The following is a 17,057-nucleotide window of genomic DNA, read 5'->3' on the forward strand; positions in this document are numbered from 1 at the left end:
GGGCCGAGCCGGGCCTGCCCCGCGGGCTCGGCCGCGTACGCTCTGTGCCGTGCCCGCCTCCCGCCTGCATCGTGCCGCCGTCCTCGTGCTCGAAGGGGCCAAGCCGCTCGATGTGGGCATTCCCGCGCAAGTTTTCTCGACGCGCGGCAGCATGCCGTACGAGGTGCGGGTGTGCGGGGCGGAGCCGGGGCTGGTGACGGGCGGGGACGGGCTGTCGTACCACGTCGCCCACGGGCTCGACGCGCTCGGTTGGGCCGACATCGTCTTCATTCCCGGCTACCGGTTCCCCGACCGGGAGGACCCGCCGGAGGCGGTCGTCGAGGCCCTGGTCGCCGCGCACGCGCGGGGCGCGCGGCTGGCGGCCATCTCCACGGGGGCGTTCGCGCTCGCCGCGACGGGACTGCTCGACGGGAAGCGCGCCACGACGCACTGGCACTACACACGGGCCCTCGCCGCGCGGCACCCGAGGATCCAGGTCGACGAGAACGTGCTGTTCGTGGACGCGGGCAGTGTGCTGACGTCGGCGGGCGCCGCCTCGGGCATCGACCTGTGCCTGCACATCCTGCGCGGCGACCTCGGGGTGGCCGCCTCCAACCACGCGGCCCGCCGGCTGGTCGCGGCGCCGTACCGCAGCGGCGGCCAGGCGCAGTACGTGCCGCGCAGCGTGCCGGAACCGCTGGGTGAGCGATTCGCCGGTACGCGGGAATGGGCGCTGCACCGGCTCGGCGAACCGCTCACCCTGGACGTGCTGGCCCGGCACGCGGCGGTGTCGCCGCGCACCTTCTCCCGGCGGTTCGCCGAGGACACCGGCTACACGCCGATGCAGTGGGTGATGCGGGCCCGTATCGACCTGGCTCGTGAACTGCTGGAGCGCTCGGAGCGCGGCATCGAGCAGATCGCCGCCGATGTCGGCCTCGGCACGGGCGCGAATCTGCGGCTGCACTTCCAGCACATCCTGGGCACCACGCCGAGCGAGTACCGGCGGACGTTCACCAAGGGCGAGTAGCCCGCCGGGCCCTTCGGCACGGGCAGCCAGCCGAGCCTGGCGAGATCCTTGCGAACCATGGCGCTCACGCCGTGGCCACGCGTGCACCCGGGGCGCGAACCTGGTGGCGATACCGAAGGGACACACTCATGACTCGCATCGCCATCAACGGATTCGGCCGCATCGGACGCAATGTGCTGCGCGCACTGCTGGAGCGCGACAGCGACCTGGAGATCGTGGCCGTCAACGACCTCACCGAGCCCGCCGCCCTGGCGCGGTTGCTCGCCTTCGACACCACCGCCGGGCGGCTGGGCCGCCCGGTGACCGTCGACGGGGACACCCTCGTCGTCGACGGCCGCCGTATCAAGGTGCTCGCCGAGCGCGAACCGGCGCAGCTGCCCTGGGCCGAGCTCGGCGTCGACATCGTGCTGGAGGCGACCGGCCGCTTCACCTCCGCCAAGGCCGCCCGCGCCCACCTCGACGCGGGCGCCAGGAAGGTGCTCGTCGGCGCCCCCTCGGACGGTGCCGACGTGACGCTGGCGTACGGCGTCAACAACGAGGCGTACGACCCGGAGACGCACACGATCGTCTCGAACGCCTCCTGCACGACCAACGCGCTCGCGCCGCTGGCCGCCGTACTGGACCAACTGGCCGGTATCGAGCACGGGTTCATGACCACGGTGCACGCCTACACGCAGGAGCAGAACCTGCAGGACGGCCCGCACCGCGACGCCCGCCGCGCCCGCGCCGCGGCCGTGAACATCGTGCCGACCACGACCGGCGCCGCGAAGGCGATCGGCCATGTGCTGCCGAACCTCGACGGCAAGCTGTCCGGCGACTCGATCCGCGTACCGGTCCCGGTCGGCTCGATCGTCGAGCTCAACACCACCGTCGCCCGCGACGTGACCCGCGACGAGGTGCTGGAGGCGTACCGCGCCGCGGCGGCCGGACCCCTCGCCGGTGTCCTCGAATACTCCGAGGACGCGCTCGTCTCGTCCGACATCACCGGCAACCCGGCCTCGTCGATCTTCGACTCCGCCCTGACCCGCGTCGACGGCCGCCACATCAAGGTCGTGGCCTGGTACGACAACGAGTGGGGCTTCTCGAACCGCGTCATCGACACGCTGGAACTCCTCGCCGCGAGCTGACCTGCCCCGCACGCCGTCGCTCGCCCGCACACCCGCCGGGCCGCCCTCCCCCGACCGAGAGGGCGGCCCGGTGTTGTACGGTGCGTCGAGGCCGACGGCACCACGTCGCGCCGCATCTCACATGGCGTCAATCCCGTCGAAACCCTTGACAACCTCCGGGGCGCGACGAAGCCTATGGCAACGTTGTCAATCATCCTTGGCAACGTTGTCAGGCGCTGCCAGGGCCGCCCGACGCCTCCCGCAGGGTTCAGACGCGTGATTGGACTGCTCTCGCATGGCGCTTCAGACACCACCCTCAGACCACCCCTCCCGTAGATCCGTGGTGACGACCGGCTCGACGCTCCTGGCGGGCTTCGCCGCTTCCGTCGCCCTCCCCGGCGCACGTGCCGCGGCGCTCTCCGGCACCCCGGCGGCCGGGGCGGGCACCCCCGGCGAACTGGCCGCGTACCGCCCCGTCGAGGTGTCCTCGACGGACTACGCGCCGACGCCCGGCGAGTTCGTCGTCGACAAGGTCACCTCACCCGGTGTGCGGGGCACCGGATGGCGGGCCGCCGACGGCGACCCGCAGTGGATCTCCGTCGACCTGCAGGCGGCCTGCCAGGTCACCCGGATCAGGCTGACCTTCGAGGCGGACGCGCAGGACCCCGTCTTCGTCAAGCGCCCGGGGAACTGGGCCGACGGCACCACCGGCAAGGAGATCCTGTCCAGCTACTCCGTCGAGTTCGTCGTGGAGACCTCGACGGACAAGAAGGCGTGGACGAGCGTCCACCGCACCACCGCCGGCACCGGGGGAGTGGTGGACATCGCCCTCGACGCCCCCGTCACCGCCCGCTGGGTGCGGATGACCTCCCGCAAGCGCTCCAGCCCCAACCCGCTGGGCCTCAACGGCTTCGAGGTGTTCGGCGCCGCCCCCGGCCACCGCGCCCACGCCACCGGCTGGACGGACTGGGGCACGCACGACCACCGGGCCCCCGCGCTGGTGGTCGCCGCGGACGGCACGGTGCCGCTGGAGTCGGGCTGGACCCTGATCATGGACGACTGGGCGGGCGGTGAGGGCGCCGACCTCTCGCTGCCGACCGTCGACACCAGCGCGTGGCTGCCCGCCACGGTCCCCGGCACCGTCCTCGCCTCTCTTGTCGACCAGGGCCACCTGCCGGACCCGGTGCGCGGCCTGAACAACCTGCACATCCCCGAGGCGCTGTCCCGCCACGCCTGGTGGTACAAGCGGGACTTCGCGGTCCCGCAGGGCCTGCCGACGGGGGCCGGACGCCGCGTGTGGCTGGAGTTCGACGGCATCAACCACCAGGCCGACATCTGGCTGAACGGCCACCGGGTCGCGGGGATGACCTACCCCTTCGCCCGCTCGGCCCTCGATGTCACCGCGCTGCTGTCGGCGAGCGGCCAGAACGCGCTGGCGGTACGGATCACACCGATGCCCGTCCCCGGCAGCCCCGGTGACAAGGGCCCGGCGGGCGAGTCCTGGGTGGACGCCGGGGCCGGTCAGATGAACCTCAACTCGCCGACGTACCTGGCCGTTTCGGGCTGGGACTGGATGCCCGCGGTGCGGGACCGGGTGGCGGGCATCTGGAACCACGTCAGGCTGCGCTCCACCGGCGACGTCGTGATCGGCGACCCGCGCGTGGACACCGTCCTGCCGAAGCTGCCGGACACGTCGGTGGCGGAGCTGACGGTGACGGTGCCGGTGCGCAACGCCGGGGCGGCGGACCGCCGCACGACGGTCACGGCGGCGTTCGACGGGGTGACCGTGTCCCAGGTCGTCACGGTCCCCGCGGGCAAGGGGCTCGATGTCGTCTTCGCCCCCGGCACCTTCGCCGCCCTGCGGGTGAGCGACCCCCGGCTGTGGTGGCCCAACGGCCTCGGCGACCCGCACCTGTACGACCTCACCCTCACCGCGACCGTCGCGGGCGAGCGCAGCGACCGGCGGACCACCCGGTTCGGGATACGCCAGTTCGGCTACGAGTACAAGGTCCCGCTGGCCTTCACCAGCAGCGGCGACGCGTACACCCAGAGCGTCGACCTCGGCCCGCGGACGGCCCGTTACGTGCGGGTGCACTGCCTGACCCGCGCCACCGGCTGGGGCAACTCGCTGTGGACGCTCTCCGTGGTGGACAGCGCCCGGCCCGCGATGGACCTGGCGCTGCACGCCCCCGCGACCGCGTCCACGGTGGCGGACGGCACCCAGCCCGGCAGCGTCACCGACGGCGACCCCGGCACCCGCTGGACCTCCGCCTACCAGGACGACCAGTGGATCCAGGTCGACCTGGGGTCCTCCGTCGCCTTCGACCGCGTCGACCTGACCTGGGAACAGGCGTACGCGCAGACCTATGTGGTGCAGGTGTCCGCCGACGGCTCCGCGTGGACCGACGCCGGGGCGGTCGACAACACGGCCGTACCGCTGCCGTTCAACGGCGGCGACGCCAGCCTTCAGGTGGAGGACTTCACGGCCCGGACCGCGCGCTATGTGCGGATCAACTGCGGCCTGCGGCAGACGAGCTGGGGCAACTCGCTGTGGTCGCTGGCGGTGATCGACAGCGCCGACCCGGGTACGGACCTGGCGCTGCACAGGACGGCGACCGCGTCGAGCGAGGACGCCTCGTACCCGGCGGTGAACGCCACCGACGGCGCGCCGGGCACCCGCTGGTCCTCGCAGTACGCCGACCACCAGTGGATCCAGGTCGATCTGGGCTCCTCCCGCGGCTTCGACCGGGTGGCGATCCTCTGGGAGGCGGCCTACCCCAAGACGTACGTCATCCAGGTGTCCGACGACGGGCAGGCGTGGACGGACGTCAAGTCGGTGAAGAACTCGCCCGATCCGCTGCGGATCAGCGTCAACGGGGTACGGGTGCTGGCCCGGGGCGGCAACTGGGGCTGGGACGAGCTGCTGCGCCGGATGCCCGCGGAGCGGATGGACGCGGCGGTGCGGATGCACCGCGACATGAACTTCACCATGATCCGCAACTGGGTGGGCTGCAGCGACCGCGAGGAGTTCTTCGCCGCCTGCGACGAGCACGGCATCCTGGTCTGGAACGACTTCCCCAACGCGTGGGGCATGGACCCGCCGGACCACGACACGTACAACTCGCTGGCCCGTGACACCGTGCTGCGCTACCGCATCCACCCCTCCGTCGTGGTCTGGTGCGGCGCCAACGAGGGCAACCCGCCCCAGGCGATCGACGACGGCATGCGGGACGCGGTGCTGTCGCAGGCGCCCGGGGTGCTCTACCAGAACAACTCGGCGGGCGGGATCATCAGCGGCGGCGGCCCATACAACTGGGTCGAGCCGGAGAAGTACTACGACCCCTCGTCGTACGGCAGCAACAGCTTCGGCTTCCACACGGAGATCGGCATGCCGGTGGTCTCCACCGCGGAGAGCATGCGGAACATGGTGGGTGACGAGCCCGAGTGGCCGATCGGCGGCGCCTGGTACTACCACGACTGGAGCGAGCACGGTAACCAGGCACCCCAGAACTACAAGGCCGCGATCGAGGCCCGGCTGGGCGCGGCCACCGGCCTGGACGACTTCGCGAGGAAGGCGCAGTTCGTCAACTTCGAGAACAGCCGGGCGATGTTCGAGGCGTGGAACGCCAACCTGTGGGACGACGCCAGCGGACTCATGCTGTGGATGTCCCATCCGGCCTGGCACAGCACGGTGTGGCAGACCTACGACTACGACTTCGACGTCAACGGCATGTACTACGGCTCCCGCACGGCCTGCGAGCCGCTGCACGTCCAGGCCGATCCGCTGGGGTGGGAGGTCATCGCGGTCAACCACACCGCGCGGGACCTGAAGGGCGCCCGGGTCAGCGCCCGCGCCTACGACTTGGCCGGGCGCCCGCTGGGCGGTGAGCTCCGGGCGTCGCTGGACGTCGGATCGTCGGCGACCGCGCGGGCGTTCGCGGCGGGCTGGACGGACGACCTGCCCGATCTGCACCTGCTGCGGCTGGTGCTGACCGACGCCAAGGGCCGGGAGCTGTCGCGGAACACCTACTGGCGGTACCGCACTCCGGCGGCCATGAAGGCGCTGAACGCCGCCCGGCAGGTGCGGTTGTCCGCCTCCCTCGGGCGGGTCGGCCGCTCCGGGTCACGCGGCACGCTCACCGCCACCGTCACCAACCGCGGCCCGGGCGTCGCGGCGATGGTGCGGCTCTCGCTGCTCGACGGTCACGGGGGGATGCGCGTGCTGCCGACGCTGTACAGCGACAACTACCTGTGGCTGCTGCCGGGAGAGTCCCGTACGGTCACGCTGTCCTGGCCTTCCGGCGCCCTCGGCTCGGAGCCCGTGCTCCGGGCGGAGGCGTACAACAGCCCCGCGATGCAGGTGAGTTGACCCGGTGAGTTGACCTGACGAGGGGTGGCCGGGCGGCCGTGTCGCCCGGCCACCGCCACGCATAGGACTTGCCGGGGGGTGGTCATAACGTCCGCTCCGGGGCATACGCGCGGTCCTTCCTGCCACGTAATGTGACATTGCAATGGCCCGCGGGCTTGACGTAAGCGGATGGCGAAGGAGTCGCCCTGAGATGACCGAGACCTTGAGTACGCCCTCGACGGGCCTGCACACGGGCAGCCACGACCTGGCCGTGTCCCCGGCGCTCCGCGACTTCATGACGACGGGGTGGGCGCCGAGCCCGCTGCCCGCGGACCTGCGGGTGCCGGGGGAGTCGCTGATGGCGGCGCGCCGGGCGCGGCTGTCGGCGCGCTTCCCGGGGGAGCGGCTGATCGTGCCCGCCGGCCGGCTCGCGGTGCGCTCCAACGATGTGGACCACCGCTTCCGGCCGCACACCGCCTTCGCCTGGCTGACCGGCTTCACCGGCGAGGACCAGCCGGGGAACGTCCTGCTGATGGAACCGGCCGGCAGCGGTCACCAAGCCGTCCTCTACCTGCGCCCCCGCTCCTCGCGCGACGGCGAGGACTTCTACCGCGACCGCCGGTACGGCGAGTACTGGGTGGGCCGGCGGCCGGACCTCGACGAGGCGGCGGCCATGAGCGGGCTGCGCTGCGAGCACCTGGACGGGCTGGCCAAGCTCCTGGACGGCGCCGCGCCGACCACCCGGCTGCTGGCCGGTGTCGACGGCGAGGTCGACCGACTCGTCGGCGGCGACCGCCTCAGGCCGTCGGGCGACGACGAATTCACCGCCGCACTCGCCGAGTTGCGGTTGGTCAAGGACCCCTGGGAGGTCGGGCAGCTGCAACTGGCCGTGGACCACACCACCGCCGGATTCGAGGACGTGGTCCGCGCCCTGCCCCAGGCGCTGCGGCACGCGCGCGGCGAGCGGTGGATCGAGGGCGTCTTCGGCCTGCGCGCCCGGGCCGAGGGCAACGGCGTCGGCTACGAGACGATCGCCGCGGCCGGCGCCCACGCCTGCGTCCTGCACTGGACACGCAACGACGGGCCGCTGGACCGCGACCAACTCCTGCTGCTGGACGCGGGCGTGGAGACCGACACCCTCTACACCGCCGACATCACCCGCACCCTGCCGCTGTCCGGCCGCTTCTCACCCGTGCAGCGGACGGCGTACGACCTGGTGCTCGCCGCGCAGGACGCGGGGATCGCGGCGCTGCGGCCCGGCGCCAGGTTCCGTGACTTCCACCAGGCGGCGATGCGGGTGATCGCCGAGGGGCTGCACGAGTGGGGCGTCCTGAAGGTCTCCCCCGAGGAGGCGCTGGACCCGGCGAGCGGTGTCTACCGGCGGTGGACGCTGTGCAGCAGCGGCCACATGCTCGGCATGGACGTCCACGACTGCGCGGCGGCCCGCGCCGAGACCTACCTCGACGGTGTCCTGGAGGAAGGCCATGTCCTCACCGTCGAGCCGGGCCTGTACCTCCAGCCGGACGACGAGCTGCTGCCCGCCGAGCTGCGCGGCATGGGCATCCGCATCGAGGACGACCTGGTGGTGACCGCGAACGGCGCCCAGCTGATGTCCAAGGCACTGCCCCGGGAGGCCGACACGATCGAGGCGTGGATGGGGGCGCTGCTGGACGGCTGACCCGTACCGGGTACCGGGCCGTCTCCTCCCCGAGGCGGCCCGGTCACCTGACCCGGCTCTTCGGCGTCGCCGCGGGCGCCGCCGCGGCCGCCTCCTCCTCCCGGCCGTTCGCCCACAGGGAGCGGATGTGGCCGAGGTGGCGGCGCATGCACGCGCGGGCACCCTCGATGTCGCCCGCCAGCATGAGGTCGAGCAGTTCGATGTGCTCCTCGGCGGAGTCCACCAGCGTGCCGTTGGCGTCCAGCCGGTTGAGGCCGTACAGCCGGGAGCGCTTGCGCAGGTCGCTGACGACGTGCACCAGGTGGTCGTTGCCCGCCAGGGACAGCAGCGCGAGATGGAAGCGCCGGTCGGCGTCGACGTACGCGATGAGGTCATGGCCCCGCGCCGCGGTGACGATCTCCTGTGCCACCGGGCGGAGTTCCTCCAGTGCCTCGGGGGAGGCGACGGCGGTGGCGCGCGCGATGGTGGGGACCTCGATCAGCTCACGGATCTCGGTGTACTCGTCGAGGTCGCGGTCGGTGACCTCGGTGACCCGGAAGCCCTTGTTCCGGACCGCCTCCACCAGACCTTCCTTGGCCAGGTCGAGCATCGCCTCGCGCACCGGGGTGGCGGAGACGCCCAGCTCGGCGGCGAGCGTCGGCGCGGAGTACACCATCCCCGGCAGCAGCTCGCCCGCGATCAGCGCCGCGCGCAGCGCGTGGGCCACCTGGTCTCGCAGGTGCTCGTGGACGGGGACGATCCTGCGCGACGACAAATGGCCCATGATCGACCCTCCAGACGAGCGGTGACGCGAGTATACAATGTCACGTTGTTCTTGCTGTGACGGTGCCGCAATCTGGAGGAGCACGGATGGAACTCGAGCTTCGGCATCTGCGGACGCTGTGCGCGATCGCCGACACGGGCAGCCTCGGCCGCGCGGCCGCGGCTCTGGGGTTCACCCAGCCCGCGGTCAGCAGCCAACTCCAGCGGATCGAGCGGTTCTTCGGGCAGGAGCTGTTCGTCCGCGGCCGGGTCGGCATCCATCCGACGCCGTTCGGCTTCGAGGTCGTGGTGCAGGCCCGCGACGTCCTCACCCGCGCCCAGGCCATCGGCCGCCGCACCACCGGCGCGCCCTGCGCCACCGACCGCGTGCTGCGGCTGGCCGCGACGAACACCCCCGTGCTGCCCGGGCTGGTCGGCCGCGCCCGCAAGGTGCTGCCGGGGCTGGCGCCCCTGGTGAGCAGCGTGTACTCCTCGTCCGAGATCGTCGCCCTGCTGGAGGGGGACGAGGTGGACGTGGCCATCGCGGTGGACTACCCGGGCCAGGAGCTGCGGCACTCCGCCGACCTCGCCCGCCGCGCCCTCGTCACCGAGCCCTGCTTCGTGGCGCTGCCCGCCGACCACCCCAAGAGCGGCCAGCGCGAGGTGGCGCTCGCCGATCTGGCCGACGACGCCTGGTTCCTCACCCCGGACGACGGCGCCGGCTGGCCGGGGGTGTACTACGCGGCCTGCGAGGCCGCGGGCTTCGTCCCCGCCGCGGTGCACGAGTACCTGGGCGACCGGGCGCAGCTCCAGCGGATGATCGCCGACGGGATGGGCGTCTCCATGGTCCAGGCGACGACCCATCCGATACCGGGCGTCACCATCAGACCGCTGGCCGGCACACCGCTGTGGTGCCGCTACGTGATGGTGTGGCACAAGGCGCGGGTCTCCGAGGAGGTCGCGGAGGCGCTGTTCGGTGCCGCCGCGTCCGCCTACAAGGAACTCATGGCCCGGGCACCGCACTTCCAGGAGTGGGTGGCCAGGCAGTACCAGGTCCCGCGCGCCTAGGGATCGTAAGCGTCGTCGTACCGAGCGGGCCGCGGGCTGATTGTCGGCCCGCGGATCTCGTCTAGGGGTGGCATGTGCAATGTCACCGTACTATTTTACATTGCACTGATGGGTTGTCGGCAGACCGCGATCGCGCGCACGCCCCAACGCCCTTTCCCCGCACCACAGTTCGCTCGACCCTGTCGCGCCCTTCGTGCGGCGCGCCGACTGAGGAGGTCAGATGAGAAGATCGTCGGCCCTGGTGGCCATGGCGGTCTCCACGGTTCTGCTGGGCGGCGCGGTGCCGTCCGTCGCGGCACCCGACCGGCAGGACGGCACCGGGGTGAGCTCGCTCGCCTGGACGTCCTGCGGTGACGCCACGACCCCGGCCCTGCAGTGCGCGATGCTCGACGTCCCCGTGGACTACGCGCACCCCGACGGCCGGAAGATCAAGATCAAGCTGGACCGGCTGCCCGCCACCGCGCCCAAGTCGCAGCAGCAGGGCCCGATCCTGCTCAACCCCGGCGGCCCCGGTGACAGCGGCCTGTGGATGCCCGCGTACATCACCGGCCAGATCCCGGCCGATGTGGCGTCCACGTACGACTGGATCGGCTTCGACCCGCGCGGCACCAACGGCAGCGAGCCCCATGTCGTCTGCGACGCCCACTACTTCGACGCCGAGCGCCCCGACTACCAGGTGGGCCACGGCACCGAGAAGGCGTGGCTGGCCAAGGCCGCGACCTACGCGGCCGACTGCGCGGCGGACTGGAGCTGGATCCTGCCGCACATGACGACCGTGGACAGCGCGCGCGACCTGGACAGCATCCGCCGCGCGCTCGGCACCAAGAAGATCAGCTTCTACGGCGGCTCGTGGGGCACCTCGCTGGGCTCCACCTACGGCCAGCTCTTCCCGTCGCACGTGAAGCGCATGGTGCTGGACAGCATCGTCGGCCCCACCATCACCTGGTACGACCACAACATCCTGCAGGACAAGGAGCACCAGCGGCGCTTCGACGCCTTCGCGGCGTGGACCGCCAAGGCCGACAGCGTCTACCACCTGGGCACCACCGCGGCGGACGTCGTCAAGGCGTACAACGCCGTGGAGGACGCCCTGCGCACCTCACCGGTGTCCGCGGCGCCCGCTCCCGGCGCGATCGGCCCGGCCGAGTTCGAGGACACCTTCTACGGGGGCGGCTACAACTTCCTGCGCTGGCCCCGGATGGCGACCGTGCTGTCGGCCTACGCCAACCAGCACGACACCCGGCCGCTGAACATCGCCTACAACCGCTACGCCGCACCCGGCGCGGACGACGGGGCGTTCCCCAACTACAACGCGGTGCAGTGCACCGAGAACTCCTGGCCGCGGGACTGGGAGTTCTGGAAGAAGGACCAGGCCGCGGTGAACGCCGTCGCGCCCTTCTACACGTACAACAACATGTGGTACAACGCGGCCTGCATGTTCTGGCCGCACGACGGCGGCGCGGGACGGCTGAAGATCACCGGCAAGGGCCTGCCGCCGGTACTGCTCTTCCAGGCGACCGAGGACGCGGCCACGCCGTATCCCGGCGCGGTCGCGATGCACAAGGCGCTGCCGAGCTCCAAGCTCGTGGTCCAGAACGGCGGCAGCTTCCACGAGATCCTCTTCCACGGCGACGCGTGCCTCGACGACACCTTCGTCGCCTATCTGCGGGACGGCACGCTCCCGTCGGGCAAGGGCTTCATCGCCAGGACCTGCGCCCCCGAGGCCGACCCCGCCCCGGTCTATGTCGACCCCACGCCGGCCGCCAAGCGGGCCACCGCCGCGCTCCCGGCCACCGACAGGGAGGCCGTGCACGGCCGGATCTGACACCGGCCGCCGGTCGCCCGAGCGTGTCCCCCCGCGAGGTGCGGGGGGACACGCTTGTGTCATGTGCGGCCAGGGTGAAGGACTCTGACGTCCCGTCACCGCAGCGCGTCGCCAAACCCACGGGGGTGAACAGAAGTTGTCCGGCAGTCCAGATGTTGGGGGTGTCCCGGCGAAAGTGCGATGCCACGAAGCGTTGCCTAGGGCTTCACCCTGGTGCCATGTTACATGGCACCGCCTCGGGAGTTCGGGCGGCTTCCCACCCCCACAAAGGGAGATGCCATGCGTCATCGACGATCACCCCTGCCCAGAATCCTCGCCGCCGGGCTGGCGGCAGGGGGCCTCGCCGTCGCCCTGCTGACCACGCAGGCGACGGCCAGCCCGGGCCCGGCGCGGCCCGCTCCGGCCCACGCCGCCGCGGCCGCCGCGGTCGCCAAGCGGTCCGGCGCCGACACCGGCCAGAACGCCGAACTCCCCGCCGCCCGCAGCAAGGCGCTGCCCTCGGCCCTGCGCGGCGCCCCGGCCGCGTGGGCGCAGAGCCCCTCCGCGGCGCGTTCGACCCGGATCAAGCCCGCGGTCAGCGGCGGGACCGCGGCGAAGAACGGCCCGGCGGCGGTGACGAACTGTACGACCGCGGACTTCACCAGCCGGACGGGCAGCGCGCTGGTGGCGTATCTGAAGACGGTCGACTGGTACACCTGCATCAACCCGCTGTTCAGCCTGACCGGCGCGAACGCCAACGCGGTGTTCAAGCAGTCGCAGATGCTCGCGGTGGCCAACGGCGTCAACACCACGGCCGCTTCGTACACCGGCGACGACTCGACCGGCCTGCACGAGCTGCTGTACTTCCTGCGGGCCGGCTTCTACGTGCAGGAGAACGACGCCGCCGACGTCGGCACGTACGACTCCTCCCTCACCCGCGCGGTCGAGACCGGGCTGAACACCTTCTTCTACAGCTCCCACGCCGGCGACGTCAGCGCGGGCAACGGCACCGTGCTGTCCGAGGCGTTCGTCATCACCGACAGCGCGCAGGTGCAGGGCGACTACCTGAACGTCTACAAGCGGTACCTCACCGCGTACTCCAGCGCGTGGGACGCCTACCCGGCGATGGACGAGGCGCTGAACTCGATCTTCACGCCGCTGTGGCGCGGCCCCTGGATGCCGGGCTTCGTCACCTCGGTCACCAAGGACTCCAGCATCGTGAACACGCTGTACACCTTCACGATCAACCACCGCGACCTGCTGGGCGGGACCAACGACGTCCTCGACTCCAACGCCGGCAACGACATGAGCCACATGGTCATGATCCCGGCGCTGCAGACCAAGGTGCGCCCGCTGATCAAGGGGCTGATGAACGCCTCGTCCATCACCGGTCCCACCGCGAGCCTGTGGGTGCACGTCGCCTACCGGGCCAATGACGAGGACGCGGCGCAGTGCTCCTACTACGGTGTCTGCAACCTCACCCAGCAGCTCACCGCGGCCTCGCTGCCGATCTCGTACCCGTGCAGCAACTTCACGATCATGGCGGAGTCGCTGACCGCGACCCAGCAGACCGACGTCTGCACCAGCCTGCGCAACGAAGTGCCGTACTACCACGGCCTGGTGAAGGACAACGGGCCGATCGCGGGCCAGTACTTCGCGCTCAAGATGGTCATCTACGGAAGCAAGGCCGACTACTCCACCTACTCCTGGGCGATCTTCGGCAACTCGACGGACAACGGCGGTGAGACGCTGACCGGCAACCCGTCCGACCCCAACAACGTCGCCTACTCCATCCTCTACCAGAAGCCGTACGACGACGGCTTCACCGCCAACGCCTGGAACCTCAACCACGAGTTCGCGCACGTCCTGCAGTCGATCTACGACATGAAGGGCGACTTCGGCACCCAGATATCGGTCGCCGACGTCTGGTGGATCGAGGGCCAGGCCGAGTACGTCTCCTACAGCTACCGCGGCATCAGCGACGACGAGGCGATCGCCGAGGCGGCCAAGCACACGTACAAGCTCAGCGACCTGTGGAAGAACACCTACACCATCGACGACGAGACCCGCACCTACCCGTGGGGCTACCTGGCCGTCCGCTACATGAGCGAGAAGCACCCGGCCGACGTCCAGGCCATGCTGGCGAAGTTCCGCACCGGGGACTACACCGGCGGCCAGGCCGTCTACGCCACCGCCATCGGCACCCGCTACGATGCCGACTTCGACGCCTGGCTGACCAGCCTGGCCGGGGGCGGCAGCACCGGCGGTGGCACCGCGACACCGTGCACCGACGCCAACGTCCAGGCCATGGCGCAGAACTGCTACCGCGCCAACCAGGCCGCGGCCGCCGGTGACAACGACTACCTGTGGATCTACCTGCCGGCCGGCACCACCACGCTGAAGGTCACCACGACCGGCGGCACCGGCAACGCCGACCTCTACTACAACCCCGACAACTGGGCCACCCCGTCCGCCTACACCGCCAAGTCCACCAACTCCGGCAACGACGAGACCCTCACCGTCACCAACACCACCGCGGGCTACCGCTACCTCAGCCTGCACGCCGTGACCGCCTTCAGCGGGGTCACCGTCACCACCGCTTTCTGACGCTGCTTCAGAAGCACCGCACAGGTGCGGACCCCGTCGCCCGGCCGGCCAGCGGCCGACCGGGCGACGGTGGCGCGGAACCGGACGTTTCCCGGCGCCGAGGGGCGACAACCGGCCAAAGGCCGTCCGCGCGCACCCTGATCATATTGTCATGAACATGTTTGAGTGCTGGCATGGTCATCGACTGCCTCCCCCCACGAGAGGACCCATCAGCGTGAGAACTCTGAAGTCCACCACGGCCGTCTTCGCCGCCACCGCGGCGCTGGTCCTGGGCTGCGGTCTGGGCACCGCCGCCGCCAGCCCCTCGCACGCCGCGCACTCCGCCGCGACACCCCGCCCGGCGGCCGTCGGCGTGTGCGCGTCCACCGCCGCCTCCGGCGCCGCGGTCCGCGGCGCCCTGCCGCCGGCGCAGGTCCACCGCGACCTGTCGGCGCTGACCGCGCAGCACCGGGCGCGGTACGGCATCGCCGACAAGGGCCCGCTGCGCGCCGCGGCCCGCGCCGGCTCCACGGCGCGCCCGCAGATCAGCATCCACCCGGCGCAGGGCACCTCCTTCAAGACGCTGTCCGGCGCGGACGGCTCCTGCGCCACCCGGTCGGTCTCCACCGCGCTCACGGTCAGGGACGGCTACACCACCATCTACACCCCGACCATGTACCCGCCCGGCGGCTCCTGCGTCGAACTCGTCACCGTCTACACCAACACCGGCCGCTCGGTCTCCGCCTGGGACTGGTGCCAGAGCGTCAACTTCGCCGCGTCGGTGCCCATCAACAGCTCCTTCCTGAGCACCTACACCAACGGCACCGGCGCCTACACCGGCCGCGTCATCCGTACCAGCACGGCCTCCAACACCTGGTCGGCGGCGCTCTGGAACTACACCACCGGCCGCTGGGACACCCTGTTCACCCAGTCCGGCGTCAACCAGTCGGGCCGCACCGACGGTTGGGACATCGAGGAGCTGTACTCCACCGTCGCCTCCTCGGGCCGCGCCTACTCCTGCGACGACATGGCGGGCATCACCTTCGAGTCCAGCAACATATCGGTGCGCAGGAACGGCGCCTGGTCCGCCGCGTCCACGGCCAACGCCGACACCCACTACGACGCTCCGAACAGCGCCTTCTACTGCCCGAGCCGCAGCTACCAGATGGTCAGCGCGTACGACCACTGGAAGGCGGTGGGCTGACCCTCCCGCCGTTTCCGCACGTCACACCGCACGTCCTGGACCCCCGCCGGTCGCACCGCCTCGCGGTCACGGCGGGGGTCCCGCGCGTCCCGGACCCGTAACTCCCCTTCCTGGGAGGGGTGTGGCGCAGGCCACAGAGAGGCATCTCACAGCCGCATCCGGGCCAAATCGGTATATAAATTCCTAAGTGGAGTGCAACGGCACTTACTTGAACATCATTCGCCGAAGTGACCCATTTCATACGCCCCATGGCAGCCGTCAACCCTGCGTAGAAAGGTGCTTATTGTGGCCGCGTACCTGTCTCCCCCCGCCGTGATACACGGCGAGAACGCCGTCGAGACCCAGCAGATCCTGGCCGAGGTGCGTGACCGGCACCCCCAGGCGCCCTGGCTGTCGCGGATCGACGGCATCGCGGCCAGCACCGGCATCGACACCCGCGGGTGGATGCTGCCGCTGGACGCCGCGGTCGCGCCCGGCGGTGGGAGCGGGCTGCGGAGCACGGGCGTCGGCCCGGCCCGCGCGGCGCTGATCCGCGACGGCTTCAGCGAGCAGGACGTGGACCGCGCGATCGCCGCGCTGGAGGCGATACCGGCGCAGCAGACCGTGCAGGAGCGCACCGCGCCCGCATGGGAGGCCGTACAGGCGTACGGCGAGCGGGCCGCCCGCGGCGCCCTGCAGATCGCCGGTCTCGACACCTCCGACGTCGACTGCCTGATCACCAGCAACTCCACCACCCCGGCGCTGCCCGGGCTGGACGTGGCACTGGCCAACCGGCTGCCGCTCCGCGACGACACACTGCTGCTGCCCGCCACCCAGTGGGCCTGCATCGCCGGGACGCGCTCCCTCGCGCTGGCCGCCGACCTGGTGGCCGCCGACCCCGACCGGGTGGTCCTGGTCGTGATCGCCGAGGCGCTGAGCACCACCTACCAGCCCGCCGACGACACGCTGGAGTCGCTGATCGTCCGGCTGCTGTTCGCCGACACCGCGGTCGCCGCGGTGGTCACCGGGCGCCCCCGCCCCGAGTCCGTGCTGCGGCTGGACGCGTCCTGGCACCACACCCTGCCCGGCACCCGTGACCTGCACAAACTGGACACCCGCGAGACCGGCACGCACTTCGTGATGGACCGCCGCGGGCCGCGCGCCGTGCAGGAGACCGTCATCGCGATGTGGGAGTGGCTGCGCAGCCGCCACGAGGGCGACGCCGACCCCTGGCACCCCGACCTGCTGCTCGCGCACCCCGGCGGCACCCGGGTGCTGGAGTATATGGAGCAGACCATGCCCGAGGGCTGGCCGACGGACGTACTGGAGTACAGCCGGGACAGCTACACCAGCGGCAACCGCGGCGGTGCGGCCGTGTTCGACATCCTGCGGCGCGCCCACGACGCGGGCCAGGAGAGCGGCAGCCGTACGGTGCTGTACGCGGCGGCCCCCGGGCTCACCGCCACCGCCGTCGAGGGCGAGTGGCTCTAAAACCTGCCGCCCTTGGCCCGGTGACCTCGCGTTACCCCCGGTAGTA

Annotated in this window: 10 protein-coding genes; 9 read left to right on the forward strand and 1 reads right to left on the reverse strand. The window is 71.4% G+C overall.

From position 1 onward, the window contains the following. The first annotated feature begins 49 nt into the window (after positions 1 to 49). The 4 genes from AB0M29_RS14000 to AB0M29_RS14015 all read left to right on the forward strand — a co-directional run bounded on the left by AB0M29_RS14000 (position 50) and on the right by AB0M29_RS14015 (position 8,138). The gene (locus AB0M29_RS14000) at positions 50 to 1,006 is read left to right on the forward strand and encodes a helix-turn-helix domain-containing protein (RefSeq protein WP_365382485.1); all 957 of its coding nucleotides are present in this window, start codon (positions 50 to 52) and stop codon (positions 1,004 to 1,006) included. 128 nt (positions 1,007 to 1,134) lie between these two features. Then, complete coding sequence (gap, locus tag AB0M29_RS14005; protein ID WP_365382486.1) at positions 1,135 to 2,133, forward strand: type I glyceraldehyde-3-phosphate dehydrogenase; 999 nt, start codon at positions 1,135 to 1,137, stop codon at positions 2,131 to 2,133. Positions 2,134 to 2,407: 274 nt separating this feature from the next. Next, the gene (locus AB0M29_RS14010; RefSeq protein WP_365382487.1) at positions 2,408 to 6,481 is read left to right on the forward strand and encodes a discoidin domain-containing protein; all 4,074 of its coding nucleotides are present in this window, start codon (positions 2,408 to 2,410) and stop codon (positions 6,479 to 6,481) included. 190 nt (positions 6,482 to 6,671) lie between these two features. Next, the gene (locus AB0M29_RS14015) at positions 6,672 to 8,138 is read left to right on the forward strand and encodes an aminopeptidase P family protein (protein ID WP_365382488.1); all 1,467 of its coding nucleotides are present in this window, start codon (positions 6,672 to 6,674) and stop codon (positions 8,136 to 8,138) included. Positions 8,139 to 8,181: 43 nt separating this feature from the next. Here AB0M29_RS14015 and AB0M29_RS14020 read toward each other — a convergent pair whose 3' ends face one another. Then, a complete protein-coding gene (locus AB0M29_RS14020; protein ID WP_365382489.1) occupies positions 8,182 to 8,901 on the reverse strand; it encodes a GntR family transcriptional regulator in 720 nt (239 codons plus the stop codon). 86 nt (positions 8,902 to 8,987) lie between these two features. On the opposite strand from AB0M29_RS14020, the gene AB0M29_RS14025 reads away from it, so the two are divergent. The 5 genes from AB0M29_RS14025 (at position 8,988) to AB0M29_RS14045 (ending at position 17,011) form a co-directional block, all read left to right on the forward strand. Beyond that, positions 8,988 to 9,947, forward strand: coding sequence for a LysR family transcriptional regulator (locus tag AB0M29_RS14025; RefSeq protein WP_365382490.1), 960 nt, complete (start codon positions 8,988 to 8,990; stop codon positions 9,945 to 9,947). A gap of 220 nt (positions 9,948 to 10,167) precedes the next feature. After that, positions 10,168 to 11,772 carry an alpha/beta hydrolase gene (locus AB0M29_RS14030; RefSeq protein WP_365382491.1) on the forward strand — a complete coding sequence of 535 codons (1,605 nt, stop codon included), beginning with the start codon at positions 10,168 to 10,170 and terminating at the stop codon, positions 11,770 to 11,772. Positions 11,773 to 12,051: 279 nt separating this feature from the next. Then, positions 12,052 to 14,358: a M9 family metallopeptidase gene (locus AB0M29_RS14035; protein ID WP_365382492.1), complete on the forward strand. Its 2,307-nt coding sequence runs from the start codon at positions 12,052 to 12,054 to the stop codon at positions 14,356 to 14,358. 214 nt (positions 14,359 to 14,572) lie between these two features. Next, entirely contained in the window at positions 14,573 to 15,541 is a 969-nt protein-coding gene (locus AB0M29_RS14040) for a hypothetical protein (RefSeq protein WP_365382493.1), read from the forward strand. A 285-nt stretch (positions 15,542 to 15,826) separates the two neighbouring features. Beyond that, the gene (locus tag AB0M29_RS14045) at positions 15,827 to 17,011 is read left to right on the forward strand and encodes a type III polyketide synthase (protein ID WP_365382494.1); all 1,185 of its coding nucleotides are present in this window, start codon (positions 15,827 to 15,829) and stop codon (positions 17,009 to 17,011) included. Positions 17,012 to 17,057: the final 46 nt, after the last annotated feature.

The organism is Streptomyces sp. NPDC051976 (assembly GCF_040680795.1).
GTDB lineage: Bacteria > Actinomycetota > Actinomycetes > Streptomycetales > Streptomycetaceae > Actinacidiphila.